This is a genomic window from Serratia sp. MMO-28 (assembly GCF_037199905.1).
Lineage (GTDB): Bacteria > Pseudomonadota > Gammaproteobacteria > Enterobacterales > Enterobacteriaceae > Chania > Chania oryzae.
Window position 1 is genome coordinate 52,397 of record NZ_JBBCVB010000007.1, and the last position, 21,090, is coordinate 73,486.

Consider the following 21,090-nt stretch of genomic DNA (forward strand, 5'->3'; position numbering starts at 1 on the left):
TTTATTCTTCCAGTTTCGGTTGCGGAGAATCGTCCGGAATTTTGACATGCACCTGGATGATGCGCCGACTGTCAGCCATCGCCACCTTAAACTGGTAGCCTTCGATTTCGATGGTTTCCCCGCGTGCAGGCAAGTGGCCGAAGGCTTGCATCACCAAGCCGCCGATGGTGTCGACTTCATCATCGCTGAAATGAGTACCGAAAATCTCGTTGAAATCTTCGATCGGTGCCAGCGCGCGCACGGTGAACATATGGCGGCTGAGCTGGCGGACATCACGATCTTCCTCATCGTCATATTCGTCTTCGATTTCGCCGACAATCAGCTCCAGGATGTCTTCAATGGTGACCAGGCCAGACACACCGCCGAATTCGTCAATGACGATCGCCATGTGATAACGCTGGGAGCGGAACTCCTTCAGCATCCGGTCAACCCGCTTGCTTTCCGGCACCACTATCGCAGGACGCAGCACTTTGTCGATGCTGAAAGGCTCGGAATCGGCGCGCATAAACGGCAGCAGATCCTTGGCCATCAGAATGCCTTCAATGTGATCTTTGTCTTCGCTGATCACCGGGAAGCGTGAGTGGGCGGATTCGATGATCACGTCTAGGCACTCTTCGAGCCGTTGGTTACGCTTGAGCGTCACCATCTGGGAGCGCGGGATCATGATATCGCGCACGCGCTGCTCGGCGATATCCATCACGCCTTCCAGCATGTCGCGGGTATCGGGATCGATCAGATCGTTTTGTTCGGAATCACGGATCAGCTCTACCAGATCGCCACGGTTTTTAGGTTCGCCGTGGAATAACTGGTTAAGGATAAGAGTAAAGAACCCCTTCTTGGGACTGGGGCTGTCGTTGTTTTGTGAATGGTCGTCGCTCATGGCGTTCTAGTTAATATCACTCATGTCAGAGTTAAGGTGGCCAGCATCAGCGCCAGGTGGGGCTGATGCTAACATCAGTTGGGGTCTTTTTCCGCCAGATAAGGGTCCGGATAACCCATATCCTGCATGATCTCGGTTTCCAGAGACTCCATTTCTTCGGCTTCATCGTCTTCAATATGGTCATACCCTAGCAGATGAAGGCTGCCGTGAACAACCATATGCGCCCAGTGTGCTTCCAGCGCCTTCTGTTGCTCAACCGCTTCCTGTTCAACCACCTGGCGGCAAATGATCAGATCGCCCAACAGCGGCAGCTCGATCCCCGGTGGGGCTTCGAACGGGAATGACAGCACGTTGGTGGGTTTATCTTTACCGCGATAGGTCAGATTCAGTTCGTTGCTTTCCGCTTCATCCACCAGGCGGATAGTCACTTCGGCCACTTCCTGAAACTGCGGCAGCACGCCTTCCAGCCAGCGCTGGAAGGTGGCTTCATCCGGTAACCCCTGGCTGTCGGCACAGGCGATTTGTAAATCCAGGATCACCTGGCTCATGGGGCCTCCTGCTCAGAGGCAGTGTGCGCCTCGCGTTGACGTTGTTCGGCGATAGCGTCTTTGCGTTTCTGCTCGGCCGCTTCCCAGGCTTCATAGGCAATCACCACGCGGGCGACCACCGGGTGGCGCACCACGTCTTCACTGTGGAAGAAGTTGAAGCTGATCTCTTCCACTTCAGACAACACTTCCACCGCGTGGCGCAGGCCGGATTTCTGGTTGCGTGGCAGGTCGATCTGCGTGACATCACCGGTAATCACCGCTTTTGAGTTGAAACCGATGCGCGTCAGGAACATCTTCATCTGCTCAATGGTGGTGTTCTGGCTTTCGTCCAGGATGATAAAGGCGTCATTCAGGGTGCGGCCGCGCATGTAGGCCAAAGGGGCAACTTCGATCACGTTACGTTCGATCAGCTTTTCCACGCGCTCAAAGCCCAGCATTTCGAACAGGGCGTCATACAGCGGGCGCAGATACGGGTCGACCTTTTGGCTCAGATCCCCCGGCAGGAAGCCGAGTTTCTCTCCGGCCTCAACCGCTGGGCGGGTCAGGAGAATACGGCGGATTTCCTGGCGCTCCAGCGCATCAACCGCTGCGGCAACCGCCAGATAGGTTTTACCGGTGCCCGCCGGGCCAATGCCGAAGGTGATGTCGTGTGCGAAAATATTGGCGACGTACTGCGCCTGATTGGGCGTGCGCGGCTTCACCATGCCACGCTTGGTCTTGATGGTCACCGCTTTGCCGTAATCCGGCACGCTGTCGGCAACCTGCTCCAACACCCGGCTCTCTTTGATCGCCAGATGGATCTGCTCTGGGTCGATGTCCGGGATCACGCCGCGGATCGGGGCGGTATCCACATACAGGTGGCGCAAAATATCGGCGGCGGCAACCACGCACAGCTGTTTACCGACCAGCTTGAAACGGTTGTCACGGCGATTGATTTCGATCCCTAATCGGCGCTCGAGCTGTTTGATGTTGTCATCAAACGGGCCGCACAGGCTCAACAAACGTTGGTTGTCTGCGGGCTCTAACAGGATTTCTTGTGTTGCGACGTTCAAACTATTCCTCAAGGCTCACACCGGGCCTGGTTGATGTCACGTAACTGCGTTTTCAACGCACGCGTTCAGGACAAACCCCGAACTCTCTTTCTTGAATTATTCATGGTGCGCAGCGCGGGCGCAAGTCCAGCCAGATCTATCTGTGCACCGGGAGGAGAATTCAAGGGGGGAAAGCGGTGGGGGCCAATTAATTTGGCCCTTGTAACCGGGAAGGATCAGTTCTTTTTCACAAACTCGGATTTCAGCTTCATCGGGCCAAAGCCATCGATTTTGCAGTCGATGTTGTGATCGCCTTCCACCAGACGGATGTTTTTCACCTTGGTGCCGATCTTCAGCATGGAAGAACTGCCTTTGACTTTCAGATCCTTGATCACGGTCACCGCATCGCCATCGGCCAACAGATTGCCGTTGGCGTCTTTCACGATCAGGGCGTCAGCCTCTTCTGCCGTGGCGCTATCGCTCCACTCGTGGGCACATTCAGGGCAGATAAACATATCGTTGTCCTGATAGGTATATTCAGAATTGCACTTCGGGCAGTGTGGGAGTTGCATTGTTATGTTGCCTCATCATCAAAAATAAAAAAACGCCGGGCAAAAACAGCCCGGCAGAGAAAACGGGTTATGTCATGAAAGCGGTATCAAGGCTGGTAGGTGCCGACACCCAGTTCATTTTCTTTACGGGTGCGTGCGATCACCGCCTGCGGGGATTCATGCACGCGCAGATCCATTTGCTGCTCGGTGCGCACCACGGTGCCGCGCAGTGAGTTGGCGAGCACTTCGGTAATTTCCACATCCACAAACTGGCCAATCATTTCTGGTGAGCCTTCGAAATTGACCGTGCGGTTGCACTCGGTACGGCCAGCCAACTGCATCACGCTCTTACGCGATGTGCCTTCCACCAGAATACGTTGTACGGTGCCCACCATGCGGCGGCTGAATTGCAATACCTGCTGGTGAATACGATCCTGCAGGATATACAGCCGCTGTTTTTTCTCTTCTTCGCTGGTATCGTCTGGCAGATCGGCTGCTGGCGTGCCAGGGCGCGGTGAATAGACAAAGCTGAAGCTGTTGTCGAATTTTACTTCGGCGATCAGGTTCATGGTCTGTTCAAAATCTTCCTGGGTTTCGCCTGGAAAGCCGATGATAAAGTCGGAACTGATCTGAATATTGGGGCGCACTTTGCGCAGTTTGCGAATAATCGCTTTGTATTCCAGCGCGGTATGCGAACGTTTCATCATGGTAAGAATGCGATCTGAACCGCTCTGCACCGGAAGATGCAGGAAGCTCACCAGTTCCGGCGTGTCTTCATACACCGCAATAATATCATCGGTGAATTCGATCGGGTGGCTGGTGGTGAAGCGGATGCGGTCAATACCGTCGATCGCCGCCACCAGGCGCAGCAGTTCGGCAAAGGAACAGATCCCGCCATCATAGGTTGCGCCACGGTAGGCGTTAACGTTCTGGCCCAGCAGGTTCACTTCGCGCACGCCCTGAGCAGCCAACTGGGCGATCTCAAACAGCACGTCGTCGCTCGGGCGGCTGACTTCCTCACCGCGGGTATAAGGCACCACGCAGAAAGTACAATACTTGTTACAGCCTTCCATAATCGAAACAAAGGCGGTTGGCCCTTCGGCACGGGGTTCTGGCAGACGGTCAAACTTCTCGATTTCAGGGAAGCTGATATCCACGATCGGGCTACGTGTCCCTTTGACGTGGTTGATCATCTCCGGCAGGCGGTGCAGCGTCTGCGGGCCAAAAATGATGTCAACGCAAGGCGCCCGGTTGCGGATGTGCTCACCTTCCTGCGAAGCCACACAGCCGCCTACGCCGATGATCAACTCTGGATTTTTTTCTTTAAGCAGCTTCCAGCGGCCCAGCATACCGAAAACTTTTTCCTGCGCTTTTTCGCGGATCGAGCAGGTATTCAGCAGCAACACGTCCGCATCTTCAACGTTATCAGTCCATTCGTAACCGTGCGTGCTTCCCAGTAGATCGGCCATCTTGGATGAGTCGTACTCATTCATCTGGCAACCCCAGGTTTTGATATGCAGTTTTTTCATCATTGATTTGCCATTACTCAGTGCGAAGAGAAAAATGCGTTAAGCGTCATGCAGGAGCGGTATTGTAATCATTTGATGGCGGTGTGACCAGCAGAGCGAAGGCCGCATGCGATCTGCAACCCAATTAAAAATTGGTTACACTGGCGGAAAATGCCGTAACCGGTCGGGCGGCACTTAATCGAGCGAAAAGTATAGCCAAAATGAAGACTTCTCAAAAACGGGTGGATGCCGTGGTGGTTGGTGGCGGTATGGTTGGCGCAGCGGCGGCCTTGGGGCTGGCGCAGGCCGGGTTGTCTGTGGCGCTGCTGGAGCATCAGGCTCCTGAAGCGTTTGACGGGCAAACCCCGCCAGATCTGCGGATTTCCGCTATCGGCTGCACGTCTGTGGGCTTATTGAAACAGCTGGGTGCCTGGCAGGCGGTGGAACAGATGCGCTTGGCCCCCTATCGCCGCTTGGAAACCTGGGAGTGGGAAACCTCACGGGTGGCGTTTGATGCGGCATCGCTGGGGCTGCCAGAGCTGGGATTCATGGTTGAAAATCGTATTCTGCAGCTGGCGCTGTGGCAGCAGTTGGAACGGTGCGAGAATTTAACGCTCCATTGCCCTGCCAAGCTGCAATCGATGCAGCGCGTCGAAGACCACTGGCTTGTGACGTTAAGCTCGTTTGAGACCCTACAGGCGCGTTTGGTGATAGGGGCGGACGGTGCGCACTCGCAGGTGCGCAAACTGGCCGCGATTGGCACCAGCGGCTGGCAATATCGTCAGTCTTGCATGTTGATCACCGTAGAAACTGGCGCGCCGCAGCAGGATGTGACCTGGCAGCAGTTTTTCCCTTCTGGGCCACGCGCTTTCTTACCCTTATATGACCAATGGGCTTCGCTGGTGTGGTACGACAGCCCACAGCGTATCCGCCAATTACAGGCTTTGCCGTTGGCGCAGCTTGAGCGTGAGATCGCGGCGGCCTTCCCGGCGCGGTTAGGTGCGGTAAAAGTGCATGCGGCAGGATCTTTCCCTCTGGTGCGCCGCCATGCGCAACGCTATGTACAACCTGGTTTGGTGTTGCTGGGTGATGCTGCTCATACCATCAATCCGTTGGCCGGGCAGGGCGTTAATCTGGGATACCGGGATGTGGATGCCTTATTGGATGTGATCAGCGCTGCTCGTGAGCTGGGGGAGGATTGGGCCAGCGAAGCGGTATTGCTGCGCTATCAGCGCCGTCGGCGTACCGATAACCTGCTGATGCAAAGCGGTATGGATCTGTTCTATACCGCTTTCAGCAATAATCTGGTCCCGTTGAGCGTGGCACGCAATCTGGCGCTGATGGTGGCGCAGCGGGCGGGCAAGCTGAAAGAACATGCATTGAAGTATGCGTTAGGGTTGTGATCTTTTCTCGGTGAGGCCCGGCATGACTGGGCCAGCCGCGCATGGCCGTGCAGAAAAGCAAAAAGCCCACCGAAGTGAGCTTTTCTGAATTTGGCTGGGGTGCCAGGATTCGAACCTGGGTATGCTGGTATCAGAAACCAGAGCCTTACCGCTTGGCGACACCCCAAATGGTGCATACAGCATGGTGGCTACGACGGGATTTGAACCTGTGACCCCATCATTATGAGTGATGTGCTCTAACCAACTGAGCTACGTAGCCGTTTCACTGCTCATGTTACTGGTCAACAGTGTTGAATGGCTGGGGTACCTGGATTCGAACCAGGGAATGCCGGTATCAAAAACCGGTGCCTTACCGCTTGGCGATACCCCAATAACACAATCAACTTTTTACTTCACAGCGCCCCATCCTGAAAAAGATGGCTGGGGTACCTGGATTCGAACCAGGGAATGCCGGTATCAAAAACCGGTGCCTTACCGCTTGGCGATACCCCACCTGCTGTTAAACACGCGATGAAAGAAAATGGTGCGGGAGGCGAGACTTGAACTCGCACACCTTGCGGCGCTAGAACCTAAATCTAGTGCGTCTACCAATTTCGCCACTCCCGCAAAAAGATGGTGGCTACGACGGGATTCGAACCTGTGACCCCATCATTATGAGTGATGTGCTCTAACCAACTGAGCTACGTAGCCATCTTTTTTCGCGCAACCTTCATCGGCGTTGCGGGGCGCATTATGCGTATATGGCCGTTTTGCGTCAACAAGTTTTTTCCCGAAAAAGCGCCTGAAGGTGTCGTTTGTCTGGGTTGTGAACAGGTTGCCGATAAAAACGTCAATTAAGGCAATTACCGCATGAAAACAGCAACAAAAAGGCGGGCCTGAGGCCCGCCGAGAGAAAAAATGCAGAACGTTACCGATAGGCCGACTGGTGAACGCCAACGGCACGGCCAGAGGGATCGTCCATCTTTTTGAAAGACTCATCCCATTCAATGGCCTTAGCTGATGAACAGGCCACTGAAGGGCCGCCAGGAACACATTCAGCCGCGCTTGGCAGTGGGAACAGCTCTTCAAAAATCTCGCGGTACAGGTAGCCTTCTTTTGAGGTTGGCGTGTTGTACGGGAAACGGAAACGGGCGGTTTCGAGCTGTTGATCGCTTACCTGCTGGGCAGCCACTTCTTTTAGCGTATCGATCCAACTGTAACCTACGCCGTCAGAGAACTGCTCTTTCTGGCGCCACGCCACGCTGGCAGGCAGGTAGGATTCAAAACACTCGCGGATAATGTGTTTTTCCATTTTGCCGTTGCCGCACATTTTGTCTTTCGGGTTGATACGCATGGCCACATCGAGGAAGTTTTTATCCAGGAACGGCACGCGGGCCTCCACCCCCCAGGCGGACATGGCTTTGTTGGCGCGGGCACAGTCATACATATGCAGCGCCAGCAGCTTACGCACGGTTTCCTCATGGAATTCTTTGGCATTTGGCGCTTTATGGAAATACAGATAACCGCCGAATACTTCATCAGCGCCTTCGCCAGACAGCACCATCTTGATACCCATTGCCTTGATTTTACGTGACATCAGGTACATCGGCGTTGACGCGCGGATGGTGGTCACATCATAGGTTTCGATGTGATAAATCACGTCGCGGATCGCATCCAGCCCTTCCTGTACCGTGAAGTGGATTTCGTGATGCACGGTACCCAGATGGTTAGCCACTTCCTGCGCGGCACGCAGATCCGGTGAACCTTCCAGGCCGACCGCAAAGGAGTGCAACTGTGGCCACCAGGCTTCGCTGCGTTCGCCATCTTCTACACGGCGTGCGGCATATTTCTTAGTAATGGCAGAAATCACCGAAGAGTCCAGGCCGCCGGAGAGCAGCACACCGTAAGGCACGTCGGACATCAGATGGCTTTTCACCGCCTCTTCCAGCGCGTTACGCAGGGCGTTGGCATCGGTCACGTTGTCTTTGACGTTGTCGAAGTCGAACCAGTCACGCTGATAGTATTCACGGATCTCCCCGTCCTGACTCCACAGATAGCTGCCCGCCGGGAATTCTTTGATACTGCGGCAGACCGGCACCAGCGCCTTCATTTCTGATGCGACAAACAGGTTGCCATGCTCGTCATGGCCCATATACAGCGGGATGATACCGAGATGATCGCGGCCAATCAGATAGGCATCTTTCTCTGCATCGTACAGTGCAAAAGCGAACATGCCTTGCAGTTCGTCGAGGAAGTTCGGGCCTTTTTCCTGATACAGCGCCAGGATCACTTCACAGTCGGAGCCGGTCTGGAATGCATAACGATCGCCCAACTGCTGACGCAGCGCCTGGTGGTTATAAATCTCACCGTTGACGGCCAAAATATGGGTGTGCGCAGCGTTATACAGCGGTTGAGCACCGTTGTTCACGTCGACAATCGACAGGCGCTCATGGGCCAGAATGGCTTTATCGCTGGCATAAACGCCGGACCAGTCCGGGCCGCGATGGCGCATCAGGCGGGACAGTTCCAGCGCTTTTTTACGCAGTTCAACCGGATCGGACTTCAGATCGAGCACACCGAAAATAGAACACATACAAACTCTCCTAACGACTTTTCTTGGGCTGTGATGTTTGGCTACGGCATTACCGTTTTATTAAGGATAGTGCGGTTTTATTGCCTTCTGGTGATGAAAATGCGTCAAAACCTGAGGAAGATGCAAGCGTTTTAACGTTGTGCTGAGAAATAGTCAGTGCGTGAGTCGCTGTAATTAGCGGATATGCAGTTTTATACGTCGAAAATTAGCGAAAGTGTAATTTTTATGGGAATAGATGGATTGCCGGTAAAATTTTCCGGCAATCCATTGAGTCGATCTTACCTCCGCGCCAACAACGCTCTGGTTGGATAGGCGCAAGGGCTATCAGGCGCTTAACTGCCACAGGGTGAAGGCGGCGGTCGGTGTCCAGGCTGCATTCGAGGTGTGTGTTTGAATACAGGTATATTTCTTGCCTTGATAGGTGACGAGATCGCCGGCTTTATACGCGTGATTGATTTCCCACTCGCTGACGCCCGGATTCGGTGGCGTAGTCCCATCGTCTGCGGTTTTTACCGTCAGCGAGCTGCTTGGTAATGATTGGTTACCTTTACTGTCGGTCGCGGTGACAAAGTAGCTGTATTGGGTGTTGGCGGTCAGCCCTCGGTCCTGCAGGCTAAGGCTACCTGTCTGGCCAACAGCATTGCCGTTGCGGTAAAGGGTGTAACTGACGACAGGGTTACCGCCGGTAGCGGCAGACCAGCTCAATTGCACCGAAGTTGCCGCCAAGGCGGAAACGGTCAGCGCCGTGGGGGCACTGGGTTTTTCTGGCTGCGGTGGCAGCACCCCTCCCTGAATCAACTGGGCGTAGCGTTTGGCAAATTCCCCGTTGTACGCCACGCCCGTTTTGCTTTTACCGTTATCCCAGTTGACGGACCAGGTCATCAAGCCTTTTATCGACAGATTGTTAGCATCCAAGCGGCTGAACGCGCGATAGACCGCCTGCGGATCACTCACGTAACCGGTCGCTGCTGCGTCGACGTTGCTTGGCAAGCCGATAACAAATTTAGCGGGTGAGATTTTGGTGTAACCACGGGTGCCGGTGACCAGGCTTTCCGTCAGGTAATAGAGAAAGTCTTCTTTCATCGCGTCATTGTTCTGGGTAATCCAGGCACCTTTACCGCCATTGGCTTCATCAACCCAGAGGCCATCACCCCCTTGGTTATAATATTGTGGTGCAATAAAATCATAATACCCCTCTAGCGCGGAAATATAATCCAGGTAACTGCCCGCGGTCCGTAAATAAGGGAATTCCGGCGCCATGCTGATAATGAAATTTTTACCTTGAGCGGCGTAATAATCTTTTACTTTTTTCAGTGCGATGGGTAAGACGGTTTTATTATTGGCGGCACCAATTGCCGCCTGTTCCAGATCAATATCCAAGCCGTCGAAACCATAGGTTTCTACCAGGCGGATAATTTCATCCTTCAGCTTATCTTCATCGCCGGTTTTTAATGCGATATGCGCATCGGCACCGCCGAGAGAGAGTAGTACCGCACGCCCTTGGCGGTTCAATACGCCAACCTGACGGCGGAATTCGGCATCGGAAAGGTTGTAAGGCTTAAAGGTGGGGATGCCTTCGCCTTTCATAAACGCCACGGCAACCACATTGTATGCTTCAGGGATATCGGTCAGATTCATATTGGCGAATTGGCCTTGCTGATAGCCGTCGCTGTTACCTGCCTGCCAGTTATGCCAAAAACCCATCATGATTTTCTTGTTGCGCATATCCGGCATAGCTGCGGCGTCGTCGGTGAGGGGGCTTAAAATAGAAGAATGAATATCAGTCATCATTAACCTCGTTATTTGTGAAAACAGGATTTAGTTAACATGCCGCGAATAACGTTATCGGGCATGAAACTAGCATGCCGGTTTTTTATCTGCTGAAGATGAAAGCTTTATTCTTCATAGATAAATAAATTTCACGTTGAAAATAATCTGAGGTTATTAATTGATTTTTTACACGCTGGATAATAATAGAGCGGCTGAGAGCGCCGCCCTGAGGATCAAAAGATATTGATATCCGCCACTGAAGGGAAGATATGGCTCGGGCGGAACGGCATGGTTTCGACATCGTCCAAGTTAGAAACACCCGTCAGCACCAGAATGGTTTCCAGCCCGGCCTGGAAACCGGCCAAAATGTCGGTGCGCAGGTTATCACCGACAATCACGGTTTCTTCAGAGTGGGCCTGCAATTTGTTCAGCGCTGCGCGGATAATCCATGGGCTCGGTTTGCCCACGTAAAACGGTTGGCGGCCAGTGATCTTTTCGATCGGCGCACACAGCGCCCCGCAGGCTGGAACAAATCCGTGGCCGTGGGTATCTGGGTTAGTAGCGATAAAACGTGCGCCGTTATTCACGAAGTAGGCCGCTTTATGCATCATATCCCAGTTGTATGAGCGGGTTTCACCGACGATAACGAAGTCCGGGTTGATATCGGTAATGGTAAAGCCGGCTTTATACAGTTCGTGAATCAGTGCACCCTCACCAATCACGTAGGCTTTTTTGCCTTCCTGGCGGCGTAGAAAATCTGCAGTGGCCATGGCTGAGGTATAAAACGCGCTTTCTGGCACCTCCAGCCCGGCAGCGGCAAAGCGGTTGACCAGATCCTGCGCGGTTTGCGACGGGTAGTTGGTCAGCATAACCAGTGGCATTCTCTGCTCCTGAATGCGAGCCAGAAACTGGTCTGCGCCCGGAACAGCGGTGTTGTCGTGCATCAGCACGCCGTCGATGTCACATATTACGTTTTTAATCATCATTGTTGCTGTTTCTCATGATTGACCTTTTGCCTTTCAAGTTACTGCAGGATTGGCAGTAACCTGAAATCTTTTAGGTAGAGTTGCAGGCAAAATGCGCAGCTAGCACTAGTGCCGGGGGGAATTTAGCTTTCCAACAGCCGCTGTAACAGCACACCATTGAGCATGGCCCGTTTGACCAGCGCGAAAGCACCGATCGCCGAGCGATGATTGAGTTCAGAGGTAACCACCGGCAGATTTTTACGGAAATCCTTCAGCGCCTGCGTATTGATGCAGCCTTGGATCGCTGGTAACAACACCTTGTCGGCTTCGGTGATTTCACCGGCAATCACCACTTTTTGCGGGTTGAACAGGTTGATCGCGATCGCCACCGCTTTACCGAGATAGTGGCCGACGTGCTCGATCACTTCGCTTGCCAGCAGATCGCCACGGTTGGCCGCTTTGCAGATCGCCGCAATATTACAGTCGTCTAAGGTTAATTTGCTTGGGTAGCCCTGCGTCAGCAAATGGCGCACGCGCTGCTCAATCGCCGCGTTGGCTGCGACGGTTTCCAGGCAGCCAAAGTTGCCGCAGTGGCAGCGTTCACCGAGGGGATCGATCTGAATATGGCCGATCTCACCCACGTTGCCGTTATTACTCAGGAAGATTTGCCCGTTAACGATAATCCCCGCGCCGGTGCCGCGGTGCAGGCGCACCAGAATGGAGTCTTCACAGTCACGGGTAGCACCGAAGTAATGTTCCGCCAGTGCCAGGCTACGAATATCATGACCGACAAAACTGGTGACGTTGAAACGTTGCTGAAGATTATCGACCAGCGTCCAGTTATTGACGCTGATGTGCGGCATATAGTGCACCACCCCTTTGGCTGGAGCGACCAGGCCAGGCAGGATCACGGCGATGGCGATCAGCTCACGCAGCTTGCGCTGGTAATTTTCAATAAATCGCTCAATAGCATTGAACAGTGCGTTTTCCAGTGTCTCCTGGGTGCGTTCCGGCAGGGGATAGTGTTCCTCACCCAGCGATTTACCACTCATGTCGTACAGCGTAATGGTGGCGTCATGGCGGCCAAGGCGCACGGCGACGGTGTGGAACTGGCGGGTTTCAGAAACAATGGAAATAGCACGGCGGCCACCGGTGGAGGCTTGCTGATCGACTTCTTTGATCAGCCCGCGCTCCAACAGTTGGCGAGTAATTTTAGTGACGCTGGCGGGGGCTAGCTGGCTGAGTTCAGCAATCTGAATCCGCGAGATCGGGCCTTGTTGGTCGATCAAACGGTAAACTGCCGCGCCGTTGAGTTGTTTGACTAAGTCAACGTTCCCTATTTGTGCCTGTCCGCCAGTGCTCATCAATAATTTTACTCTTTGTCTGTGAATGATACCCACATGACTTGGAGTTGCAGCTACGCGGCAAGGGCGCGAGTCCCCAGGAGCATAGATAGCTATGTGACTGGGGTGAGCGCCCGCAGCCAACAACGCTGCGGCTTCAAGTAAGCGGGGTATAAACCTCGTTACCGTTAACGAAGGTTGTAGTGATCTTATAATCACGGGTAAATGCGGTCAGGTTTGCCACCTTCCCAGCCTCAATCGTGCCTAAGCGTTGTGCAACACCAATGGCACGTGCCGGGTACAGAGTCGCCATCCGCAGCGCTTCGTCCAGTGCAATCCCCACGTGCTCCACGCTGTTCTGCACCGCTTCGATCATGGTCAGTGCGGAGCCACTCAGGGTGCCGTTTTCATCAACGCATAAGCCATCGCGATAGTATATTGTTTTGCCAGCAAAAATAAATTGATCAATCTCCGCGCCTGCAGGGGCGGTGGCGTCGGTGACCAGTACCAATTTATCACCTTTTACCCTTTTGGCGTTACGGATACTCGCCCAGGCGACGTGATGGCCATCGGCAATAATGCCGGTGTAGACTTCTGGCGTGTCAAAAATTGCCCCCATCAGGCCGGGTTCACGCCCGGTAATGTATGGCATGGCGTTGTACAGATGCGTGGCGAAGGTAATCCCCGCGCCGAAACCGATACGTGCCTGATCGTAGGTGGCGTTTGAGTGGCCAGCGGAAACTACGATACCGGCATCGCTCAGTTGCTTGATGAAATGAGGCTCAACCATTTCCGGTGCCAGCGTCACTTTGCCGATCACGTCTGCGTTGGCACACAAGTAGTCGATCATCTCGCTGGTTGGTTTGCGGATAAACGCCGGGTTGTGAGTCCCTTTCTTGACCGGACTCAGGTATGGCCCTTCCAGATGCAGGCCAAGCGCCTGATTCGGATTGTTTTTCAAGTAAGCGCGCATCACGTTGATGCCGTGCTTCATAAAATCGTCGCTGCAGGTGATCAGCGTCGGCAGGTAGCTGGTGCAGCCCGATTTCTCGTTGGCACGCTGCATGATTTCCAGCGTGGTTTCCGAGATGGCTTCCAGCGAGTCGTTGAATTGCACACCGCCACAACCATTAAGCTGAACGTCAATAAAACCGGGGGCTAGGATGGCGCCACCCAGATCGCGCGTTTCAATGCCAGCAGGCAACTCAGCCAGTGGGCAGACTCGTTCAATCAGACCATCAGCAATCACTACCGCGTGGTCATCAAGCACGTCATGGCCGGTAAAAATCCGGCATTGGGTTAAAGCGAACATGTAGCCCCCTGCAAAAATTAAAGACTATTAACGCTTTCCGCTTCTAATTCACGGAAATATTTAACGGTTTTCACCTTCAGCTCCATAGTGGAAGGCTCATCGCAGACCACGATGGATTTCGCGTGCAACTGCAGGCAACTGATGGTCCACATGTGGTTGACGCAGCCTTCAACGGCGGCTTCCAGCGCTTGTGCTTTGCCACGGCCGGTGACCAGAATCATCACTTCTTCCGCGTCCAGCAGCGTGCCTACGCCCACGGTCAGTGCGTATTTCGGTACCTGGCTGACGTCGCCGCCAAAGAAGCGGGAGTTGGCAATGCGGGTTTCTTCCGTCAGCGTTTTGATACGAGTACGTGAAGACAGAGAAGAGGCCGGTTCGTTAAAGGCGATGTGCCCGTCGACGCCCACGCCCCCCATGAACAGGTGAACTTTACCGTAGGACTTGATCTTGGCTTCGTACTGGCGGCACTCTTCGTCCACGTCTGGCGCATTGCCGTTCAGCAGGTTGATATTTTCGCTCGGGATATCAACGTGGTTAAAGAAGTTGCTGTACATAAAGGTGTGATAGCTTTCAGGGTGTTCCTGCGGCAAGCCAACATATTCGTCCATGTTGAAGGTTACCACGTGCTTGAAGCTGACTTCACCTGCTTTATGCATGGCAATCAGATGCTTGTAGGCTTCAAGTGGGGTACCGCCGGTTGGCAGGCCGAGCACAAATGGGCGTTCGGCCGTCGGTTGGAATGCGTTGATGCGTTGAACGATGTGGCGTGCAGCCCATTTGCCGACTTGTGCAGTATCTTTCAGTGGGATAAGTCTCATCATACACCTCTTGGTAAAATAAACTGTGGCTATACTGTGATGGGGTCAGAGCTGGAACCTTAAGCGTAACCCAGCTTTGCGAAGCTCGCGTTAAACGTCAGCGCCCTTTGATTTTTTGAATGATAAAATAAGTTTTGTGCGATGGCTAGCAATGTGGCAGCTTAAGACTGCTTTTTGGTGATGTAACTCACAAAAAATGAGGTTTTAATTTGCGATACGAAATAATTTTTTTACACTCCGCATGAAGAGACTCTATCCCACCATTAAACTCAGTGGGATACCGTCTGTTACGTGCCAGGCGTTATTTAATTTCTAAAAGGTAGTGAGTTTTCTCAATAAACTACTAATAGGGTCCGTCCGCGGACGAATAGGGGGAAAAGGTGAACATTCTTAGTTATTTGCAAAAGGTAGGCCGGGCCTTGATGGTTCCGGTCGCCACGCTACCTGCCGCCGCCATCTTGATGGGCGTCGGGTACTGGATTGACCCTGTGAGTTGGGGCGGCGACAACGCTCTGGCAGCATTGTTTATCAAATCCGGTGCGGCCATCATCGACAACATGGCAGTGCTGTTCGCCGTGGGTGTGGCCTATGGTATGTCAAAAGACAAAGACGGTGCCGCAGCGCTGACCGGCTTTGTTGGTTTCCTGGTGTTAACTACCCTCTGTTCACCGGGTGCGGTGGCCATGATCCAGAAAATCCCGGTCGATCAGGTGCCTGCTGCCTTCGGTAAAATTCAGAACCAATTCGTCGGTATTCTGGTAGGGATCATCTCCGCCGAGGTCTACAACCGTTTCAGCGGCGTTGAGCTGCCGAAGGCGCTGTCGTTCTTCAGCGGCCGTCGCCTGGTACCGATCCTGATCTCCTTCCTGATGATTGTGGTTGCTTTCATCATGATGTACGTCTGGCCGGTGGTTTTCAGCGGCCTGGTGAACTTTGGTGAGCACATCCAGAAACTGGGTTCCGTTGGCGCGGGTATCTACGCGTTCTTCAACCGTCTGTTAATCCCGGTGGGCCTGCACCACGCGCTGAACTCCGTATTCTGGTTCGACGTTGCCGGTATTAACGATATCCCTAACTTCCTGGGTGGGCAGCAGTCCATCGAATCTGGTAAGGGCATCGTCGGTATCACCGGCCGTTATCAGGCAGGTTTCTTCCCAATCATGATGTTCGGCTTGCCGGGTGCGGCATTGGCGATTTATCACTGCGCCCGTCCTGAGAACAAAGCTAAAGTACTGGGGATTATGCTGGCAGGGGCCTTTGCGGCCTTCTTTACCGGTATCACCGAACCGCTGGAATTCTCCTTCATGTTCGTGGCTCCGGTACTGTATGTGATCCACGCCGTGCTGACCGGTATTTCCGTATTCATCGCCGCCAGTATGCAGTGGATTGCCGGTTTCGGTTTCAGCGCCGGTCTGGTGGATATGTTCTTGTCAACGCGCAACCCGCTGGCGACCCACTGGTACATGCTGATCCTGCAAGGCCTGGTGTTCTTCGTTATCTACTACGTGGTGTTCCGTTTCACTATCAGCAAATTCAACCTGATGACTCCAGGCCGTGAGCTGGCGGTTGCCGGTGACGAAACCGACGGTTATGACGTGAATGTGAACAGCGACTCAGGTAAAGAAGAAAACGAAACCACAACGCTGGCTCGTCGCTATATCGGCGCTATCGGTGGTTCCGACAACCTGACCGGTATTGATGCCTGTATTACCCGTCTGCGCCTGAACGTGAAGGACTCTGCGCTGGTTAACGATGCCATTGCCAAACGTCTGGGTGCTTCCGGGGTGATCCGCCTGAACAAGCAAAGCGTACAGATTATCGTTGGCACCCGTGCCGAACTGATTGCCAGCGCAATGCGTAATATCGTGGCTGCAGGCCCGGTCGCTGCCACGGCAGCCCCTGCCGCAGTTGCTGCTGCAGAAGTGAAGCCGCAGGCCGTGCCTAATGCACCGAAAGCGTCTTTCCAAGTGCTGGTGGCACCAGTAACCGGTGGCGTCGTCGCGTTGGATCAGGTGCCGGACGAAGCCTTTGCCAGCAAGGCGGTGGGTGACGGTGTGGCGATTCGCCCAACCGACAGGACCGTTGTTGCGCCAGCCGATGGCACCGTGGTGAAAATTTTCAACACCAACCATGCTTTCTGCCTGGAAACGGACAAAGGTGCGGAAATTGTGGTGCACATGGGTATCGACACCGTTGCGCTGAATGGCCAGGGCTTTAAACGCCTGGTGGAAGAGGGTGCAGAAGTGAAAGCAGGTCAGCCGATTCTGGAAATGGATCTGGAGTACCTGAATGCCAATGCGCGCTCAATGATCAGCCCGGTGGTGGTCAGTAATGCCGATGATTATGCAGGCCTGACGGCGTTGGCAAGCGGCCACGTGGTGGCTGGCCAGACCAAGCTGTTCGAGATTCAAAAGTAAGCCTGTTTCCCCCGAGTTATTTCGGGGGGTAAACGAGCCGTAACCTTGGCGGGAGAAGAGCGATCTTTTCCCGCTTTTTTGTTTTTGTACGGTGCGGCTTATTTTCGTGAAACTAACGGTTGTTTCCGGACGTGGCTTGTTGGAACATAGGCGGTTATGTGTAGCGCTTTGCATTAGAGGAATAATGACATGAGTGAGGCAGAAGCCCGCCCAACCAATTTTATCCGCCAGATCATTGATGAAGATCTGGCGTCCGGGAAGCATACGTCGGTACAGACCCGCTTCCCACCAGAGCCGAACGGTTATTTGCACATCGGCCATGCGAAATCCATCTGCCTGAACTTTGGCATTGCGCAGGATTACCAAGGCAAGTGTAACCTGCGTTTCGATGACACCAACCCGGCAAAAGAAGACATCGAATATGTTGATTCGATCAAACATGATGTGGAGTGGTTGGGGTTCAAGTGGAGCGGCAACGTTCGTTACTCTTCAGATTATTTTGATCAACTGCACCAGTATGCGGTTGAACTGATTGGCAAAGGCTTGGCCTATGTCGATGAGCTGACGCCTGAGCAGATCCGTGAATATCGCGGCACCCTGACCGCGCCAGGTAAGGACAGCCCTTACCGTAACCGCTCGGTGGAAGAGAATCTGGCGTTGTTCGAAAAGATGCGCAACGGCGAGTTTGCCGAGGGCAGCCTGTGCCTGCGTGCCAAAATCGACATGGCTTCGCCGTTCATTGTGATGCGCGATCCGGTGATCTATCGCATCAAGTTTGCTGAGCACCATCAGACCGGCAACAAATGGTGCATCTACCCGATGTACGATTTCACCCACTGCATTTCCGATGCGCTGGAAGGGATCACCCATTCGCTGTGTACGCTGGAGTTCCAGGACAACCGCCGCTTGTACGACTGGGTATTGGATAACATCACTATTGCCTGCCATCCGCGCCAGTATGAGTTCTCGCGTCTCAACCTTGAGTACGCCATCATGTCAAAGCGCAAGCTGAGCCTGCTGGTGAGCGAGAAGGTGGTGGAAGGCTGGGACGATCCGCGTATGCCGACCGTTTCCGGCCTGCGTCGCCGCGGCTATACCGCAGCCTCTATCCGCGAGTTCTGCCAGCGTATTGGTGTGACCAAACAAGACAATAACGTTGAGATGATGGCGTTGGAGTCCTGCATTCGTGACGATCTCAATGAGAATGCCCCACGGGCCATGGCCGTGCTGGATCCGGTGAAAGTCATCATTGAAAATATGACGGATGATGTACAGAGGGTCACCATGCCTAATCATCCGAACAAGCCGGAAATGGGCAGCCGTGAGGTGCCATTCAGCCGTGAAGTGTACATCGATCGTGCCGACTTCCGTGAAGAAGCGAACAAGCAGTACAAGCGCCTGGTGCTAGGTAAAGAAGTGCGTCTGCGTAATGCCTATGTGATTAAGGCCGAGCGTATTGAGAAAGATGCTGCAGGTGAAATCACCACCATCTTCTGTACTTACGATCCTGAGACGCTGAGCAAGGATCCGGCCGATGGCCGCAAGGTGAAGGGCGTGATCCACTGGGTGTCTGTGGCACATGCACTGCCTGCGGAAATCCGTCTGTACGATCGCCTGTTCAGCGTGGCGAACCCGGCAGCGGCAGAAGACTTCTTGTCGACCATTAACCCTGAATCGTTGGTGATTAAGCACGGTTTTGTCGAGCCGAGCCTGGCGGCAGCACAGCCAGAGAAAGCCTATCAGTTTGAGCGTGAAGGCTATTTCTGCGCAGATAACCGTTACTCTTCATCCGAGAAGCTGGTGTTTAACCGCACCGTTGGCCTGCGTGATACCTGGGCTAAAACGGGCGAGTAAACGTTCATTCAGGCGTCAGCGTAAAGCGTAGCTCAGGCTGCGCTTTTTTTATTTTTTAAAATAATCCGATTTTTCATCTCCGGCATTCCCTTCTGCAACCTTTCTTTTTTGCCTATAACGTGGTTTTTTTTCTCGTCTTTCTCTGCAAATTACGCCTGCATTGATATTTTGTACTGCTGATATGCTCCTTGTTATATATTCGCGATGCGAATTAATATCATTTATAGAGCGCTCTCATTTTTTCCTATAAGTAGTTGTTTTTGTCAGGCTGAAACCTTTCGTGTCTTAAGTGATTCACTGAGATATCGACATTTATTCTGATTTTATTGAATTTTTTATTCAAAAACAGAGATTGCCGATTCATGTAACAAAATCTCATCGATATGTGCTCTTTGTCATACTTTGACAATTCTCTCTCACTTTTCATTTGATAATTCGCGTCGCGAAAAATAGTCTAGCGATAGCAATAAAGCTGAGCGGAATTTTCTCCTGCCAGCAGAATTTTTACCCGATTGGGTTTTTATTAGCGTCCGAGCAGGGCTGTGGTGAACACCGGCGGACGCACTTTTAAAGTCAAGTCAAAGAGGAATTTTCTTATGGGTACGCATGGTGCTCAGCGTAAAACGCTGGTACTCGCTATCGCGGGTGCATTGTTAGGAACCGGGTTTGCTATGGCGCCTGAAGCGCAAGCGGCAGGGTTTATCGATGATTCAACGATGACCGGTGGGGTTTATTACTGGCAACGTCAACGCGATCGCAAAGATCTCAATGAAACGAAAGAAGAAACCTTACCCGATGGCACGAAAGTGACGGTGAAGAACCCTAACTACAACTCTTATACTACCAACCTGTCGCACGCCACTGCCAACCTGAGCCTGGATTTTACCTCCGGCTATGCCATGGATATGTTCGGCCTGGATGTCGGGGCCTTCAGCGCCATTGAAATCGCCGAATCCAAAGAAAGTGGCCACCCTAACGAAATCGCCTTCTCCAGCCGCAACCGTACCTATGATGAAGACTACTCTGGCGATAAAAGCGGCATCAGCCTGTATAAAGCCGCTGGTAAATTCAAATATGGCCCGATGTGGGCTCGTGCGGGTTATATCCAACCAAGTGGTCAGACGCTGCTTGCACCACACTGGAGCTTTATGCCAGGCACTTACCAAGGGGCTGAAGCGGGGGCCCACTTTGACTACGGTGATTCCGGTGCTCTGAGCTTCTCCTACATGTGGACTGACAAGTACAAAGCGCCTTGGCACCTGGAGATGGATGATTTCCGTCAGAATGACAGAAAAACCAGCGTTTCCTACCTGCACTCGCTGGGCGCTAAATACGACTTCAAAAACGAGCTGGTGCTGGAAGCCGCTTTCGGGCAGGCACAAGGCTACGTGAATCAGTATTTCACCAAGGCTTCCTACAAATTTGATGTGGCGGGCAGCCCGTTGACCACCAGCTATCAGTTCTACGGTGCTGAAGATCGTATCAGCAACCAGAACGATCCAAACAGCATCTACGACGGTTTGGCATGGCTGCAGGCGTTGACCTTCGGTTATACCACCGGCCAGTTCAACTGGCGTCTGGAAGGCACCATGGTTAAAGCGGAGGGTAACCAGGGTTATTTCCTGCAGCGTATGACCCCGACTTACGCCTCTTCTAATGGCCGTCTCGATATCTGGTGGGATAACCGTTCCGACTTCAACGCCAACGGCGAAAAAGCGGTTTACGGCGGCGTGGTGTATGACCTGAGCAAATGGGATCTGGCTGGCATGTCTGTCGGTGCCTCTTATGTTTATGCCTGGGATGCGAGGCCAAGCTCCAACCCGATTTACGATCAGAGCCAGCGTCTGCGTGAGAGCGCTTACAGCCTGGATGCCATGTATACCCTGCAGGACGGCCGTGCTAAAGGCACATCCTTCAAGCTGCACTTCACGCAATACAACAACCATTCCGATCTGCCTAGCTGGAGTGGTGGCTTCGGCAACATTTTCCAGGATGAAAAAGACGTCAAGTTCATCGTTATTGCGCCATTCACGATCTTCTAATGCTTTCCCCGGTGGCAAGGCTGCCGGGGAAATAATGCTTTAACGCGAGTCTCATTATTGGCTGCTGTGGCCTGAT

15 protein-coding genes and 6 tRNA genes are annotated in these 21,090 nt (G+C 53.2%); 4 read left to right on the plus strand and 17 right to left on the minus strand.

Going from position 1 to position 21,090, the window contains the following annotated elements:
- Position 1: 1 nt before the first annotated feature.
- The 5 genes from corC to miaB all read right to left on the minus strand — a co-directional run bounded on the left by corC (position 2) and on the right by miaB (position 4,542).
- The gene (gene corC / locus WG891_RS07965) at positions 2–880 is read right to left on the minus strand and encodes a CNNM family magnesium/cobalt transport protein CorC (protein WP_076940797.1); all 879 of its coding nucleotides are present in this window, start codon (positions 878–880) and stop codon (positions 2–4) included.
- 74 nt (positions 881–954) lie between these two features.
- The gene (gene ybeY, locus WG891_RS07970; RefSeq protein ID WP_076940799.1) at positions 955–1,428 is read right to left on the minus strand and encodes an rRNA maturation RNase YbeY; all 474 of its coding nucleotides are present in this window, start codon (positions 1,426–1,428) and stop codon (positions 955–957) included.
- Positions 1,425–2,480, minus strand: coding sequence for a PhoH family protein (locus tag WG891_RS07975; RefSeq protein WP_076940801.1), 1,056 nt, complete (start codon positions 2,478–2,480; stop codon positions 1,425–1,427). The genes ybeY and WG891_RS07975 overlap by 4 nt, the downstream gene beginning before the upstream one ends.
- Before the next feature lie 215 nt (positions 2,481–2,695).
- Positions 2,696–3,031 carry a zinc ribbon domain-containing protein YjdM gene (locus tag WG891_RS07980; RefSeq protein ID WP_076940803.1) on the minus strand — a complete coding sequence of 112 codons (336 nt, stop codon included), beginning with the start codon at positions 3,029–3,031 and terminating at the stop codon, positions 2,696–2,698.
- 86 nt (positions 3,032–3,117) lie between these two features.
- The gene (gene miaB, locus WG891_RS07985) at positions 3,118–4,542 is read right to left on the minus strand and encodes a tRNA (N6-isopentenyl adenosine(37)-C2)-methylthiotransferase MiaB (protein ID WP_337262044.1); all 1,425 of its coding nucleotides are present in this window, start codon (positions 4,540–4,542) and stop codon (positions 3,118–3,120) included.
- Positions 4,543–4,739: 197 nt separating this feature from the next.
- Between miaB and ubiF the strand changes: the two genes are divergently transcribed.
- Entirely contained in the window at positions 4,740–5,921 is a 1,182-nt protein-coding gene (ubiF, locus tag WG891_RS07990) for a 3-demethoxyubiquinol 3-hydroxylase (RefSeq protein WP_337262045.1), read from the plus strand.
- Positions 5,922–6,012: 91 nt separating this feature from the next.
- Here the strand turns inward: ubiF and WG891_RS07995 are convergent.
- The 12 genes from WG891_RS07995 to nagB form a co-directional block, all read right to left on the minus strand.
- Positions 6,013–6,087, minus strand: a tRNA-Gln gene (locus tag WG891_RS07995).
- A 16-nt stretch (positions 6,088–6,103) separates the two neighbouring features.
- A tRNA-Met gene (locus WG891_RS08000) sits at positions 6,104–6,180 on the minus strand.
- A gap of 36 nt (positions 6,181–6,216) precedes the next feature.
- Positions 6,217–6,291 (minus strand) — tRNA-Gln (locus tag WG891_RS08005).
- Positions 6,292–6,338: 47 nt separating this feature from the next.
- Positions 6,339–6,413: transfer RNA gene (locus WG891_RS08010), tRNA-Gln, on the minus strand.
- A gap of 29 nt (positions 6,414–6,442) precedes the next feature.
- Positions 6,443–6,527, minus strand: a tRNA-Leu gene (locus WG891_RS08015).
- Positions 6,528–6,534: 7 nt separating this feature from the next.
- Positions 6,535–6,611: transfer RNA gene (locus WG891_RS08020), tRNA-Met, on the minus strand.
- A gap of 217 nt (positions 6,612–6,828) precedes the next feature.
- Entirely contained in the window at positions 6,829–8,493 is a 1,665-nt protein-coding gene (gene asnB, locus WG891_RS08025; RefSeq protein ID WP_337262046.1) for an asparagine synthase B, read from the minus strand.
- A gap of 324 nt (positions 8,494–8,817) precedes the next feature.
- On the minus strand, positions 8,818–10,281 hold the full coding sequence (locus tag WG891_RS08030; RefSeq protein ID WP_337262047.1) for a carbohydrate-binding protein: 1,464 nt from the start codon (positions 10,279–10,281) through the stop codon (positions 8,818–8,820).
- Positions 10,282–10,496: 215 nt separating this feature from the next.
- Positions 10,497–11,249 (minus strand): HAD-IIA family hydrolase, encoded by a 753-nt coding sequence (locus WG891_RS08035; RefSeq protein ID WP_076940813.1) that lies wholly within the window; start codon positions 11,247–11,249, stop codon positions 10,497–10,499.
- Positions 11,250–11,371: 122 nt separating this feature from the next.
- Positions 11,372–12,592: a DNA-binding transcriptional regulator NagC gene (gene nagC, locus WG891_RS08040; protein WP_337262048.1), complete on the minus strand. Its 1,221-nt coding sequence runs from the start codon at positions 12,590–12,592 to the stop codon at positions 11,372–11,374.
- 136 nt (positions 12,593–12,728) lie between these two features.
- Positions 12,729–13,883: an N-acetylglucosamine-6-phosphate deacetylase gene (gene nagA / locus WG891_RS08045; protein WP_337262049.1), complete on the minus strand. Its 1,155-nt coding sequence runs from the start codon at positions 13,881–13,883 to the stop codon at positions 12,729–12,731.
- A gap of 17 nt (positions 13,884–13,900) precedes the next feature.
- A complete protein-coding gene (gene nagB / locus WG891_RS08050; protein ID WP_337262151.1) occupies positions 13,901–14,701 on the minus strand; it encodes a glucosamine-6-phosphate deaminase in 801 nt (266 codons plus the stop codon).
- A 380-nt stretch (positions 14,702–15,081) separates the two neighbouring features.
- Between nagB and nagE the strand changes: the two genes are divergently transcribed.
- The 3 genes from nagE to chiP all read left to right on the plus strand — a co-directional run bounded on the left by nagE (position 15,082) and on the right by chiP (position 21,014).
- Positions 15,082–17,118 carry an N-acetylglucosamine-specific PTS transporter subunit IIBC gene (gene nagE, locus WG891_RS08055; RefSeq protein WP_337262050.1) on the plus strand — a complete coding sequence of 679 codons (2,037 nt, stop codon included), beginning with the start codon at positions 15,082–15,084 and terminating at the stop codon, positions 17,116–17,118.
- 189 nt (positions 17,119–17,307) lie between these two features.
- A complete protein-coding gene (glnS, locus tag WG891_RS08060; protein WP_337262051.1) occupies positions 17,308–18,972 on the plus strand; it encodes a glutamine--tRNA ligase in 1,665 nt (554 codons plus the stop codon).
- A gap of 596 nt (positions 18,973–19,568) precedes the next feature.
- The gene (gene chiP / locus WG891_RS08065; protein ID WP_337262052.1) at positions 19,569–21,014 is read left to right on the plus strand and encodes a chitoporin ChiP; all 1,446 of its coding nucleotides are present in this window, start codon (positions 19,569–19,571) and stop codon (positions 21,012–21,014) included.
- Positions 21,015–21,090 lie beyond the last annotated feature (76 nt).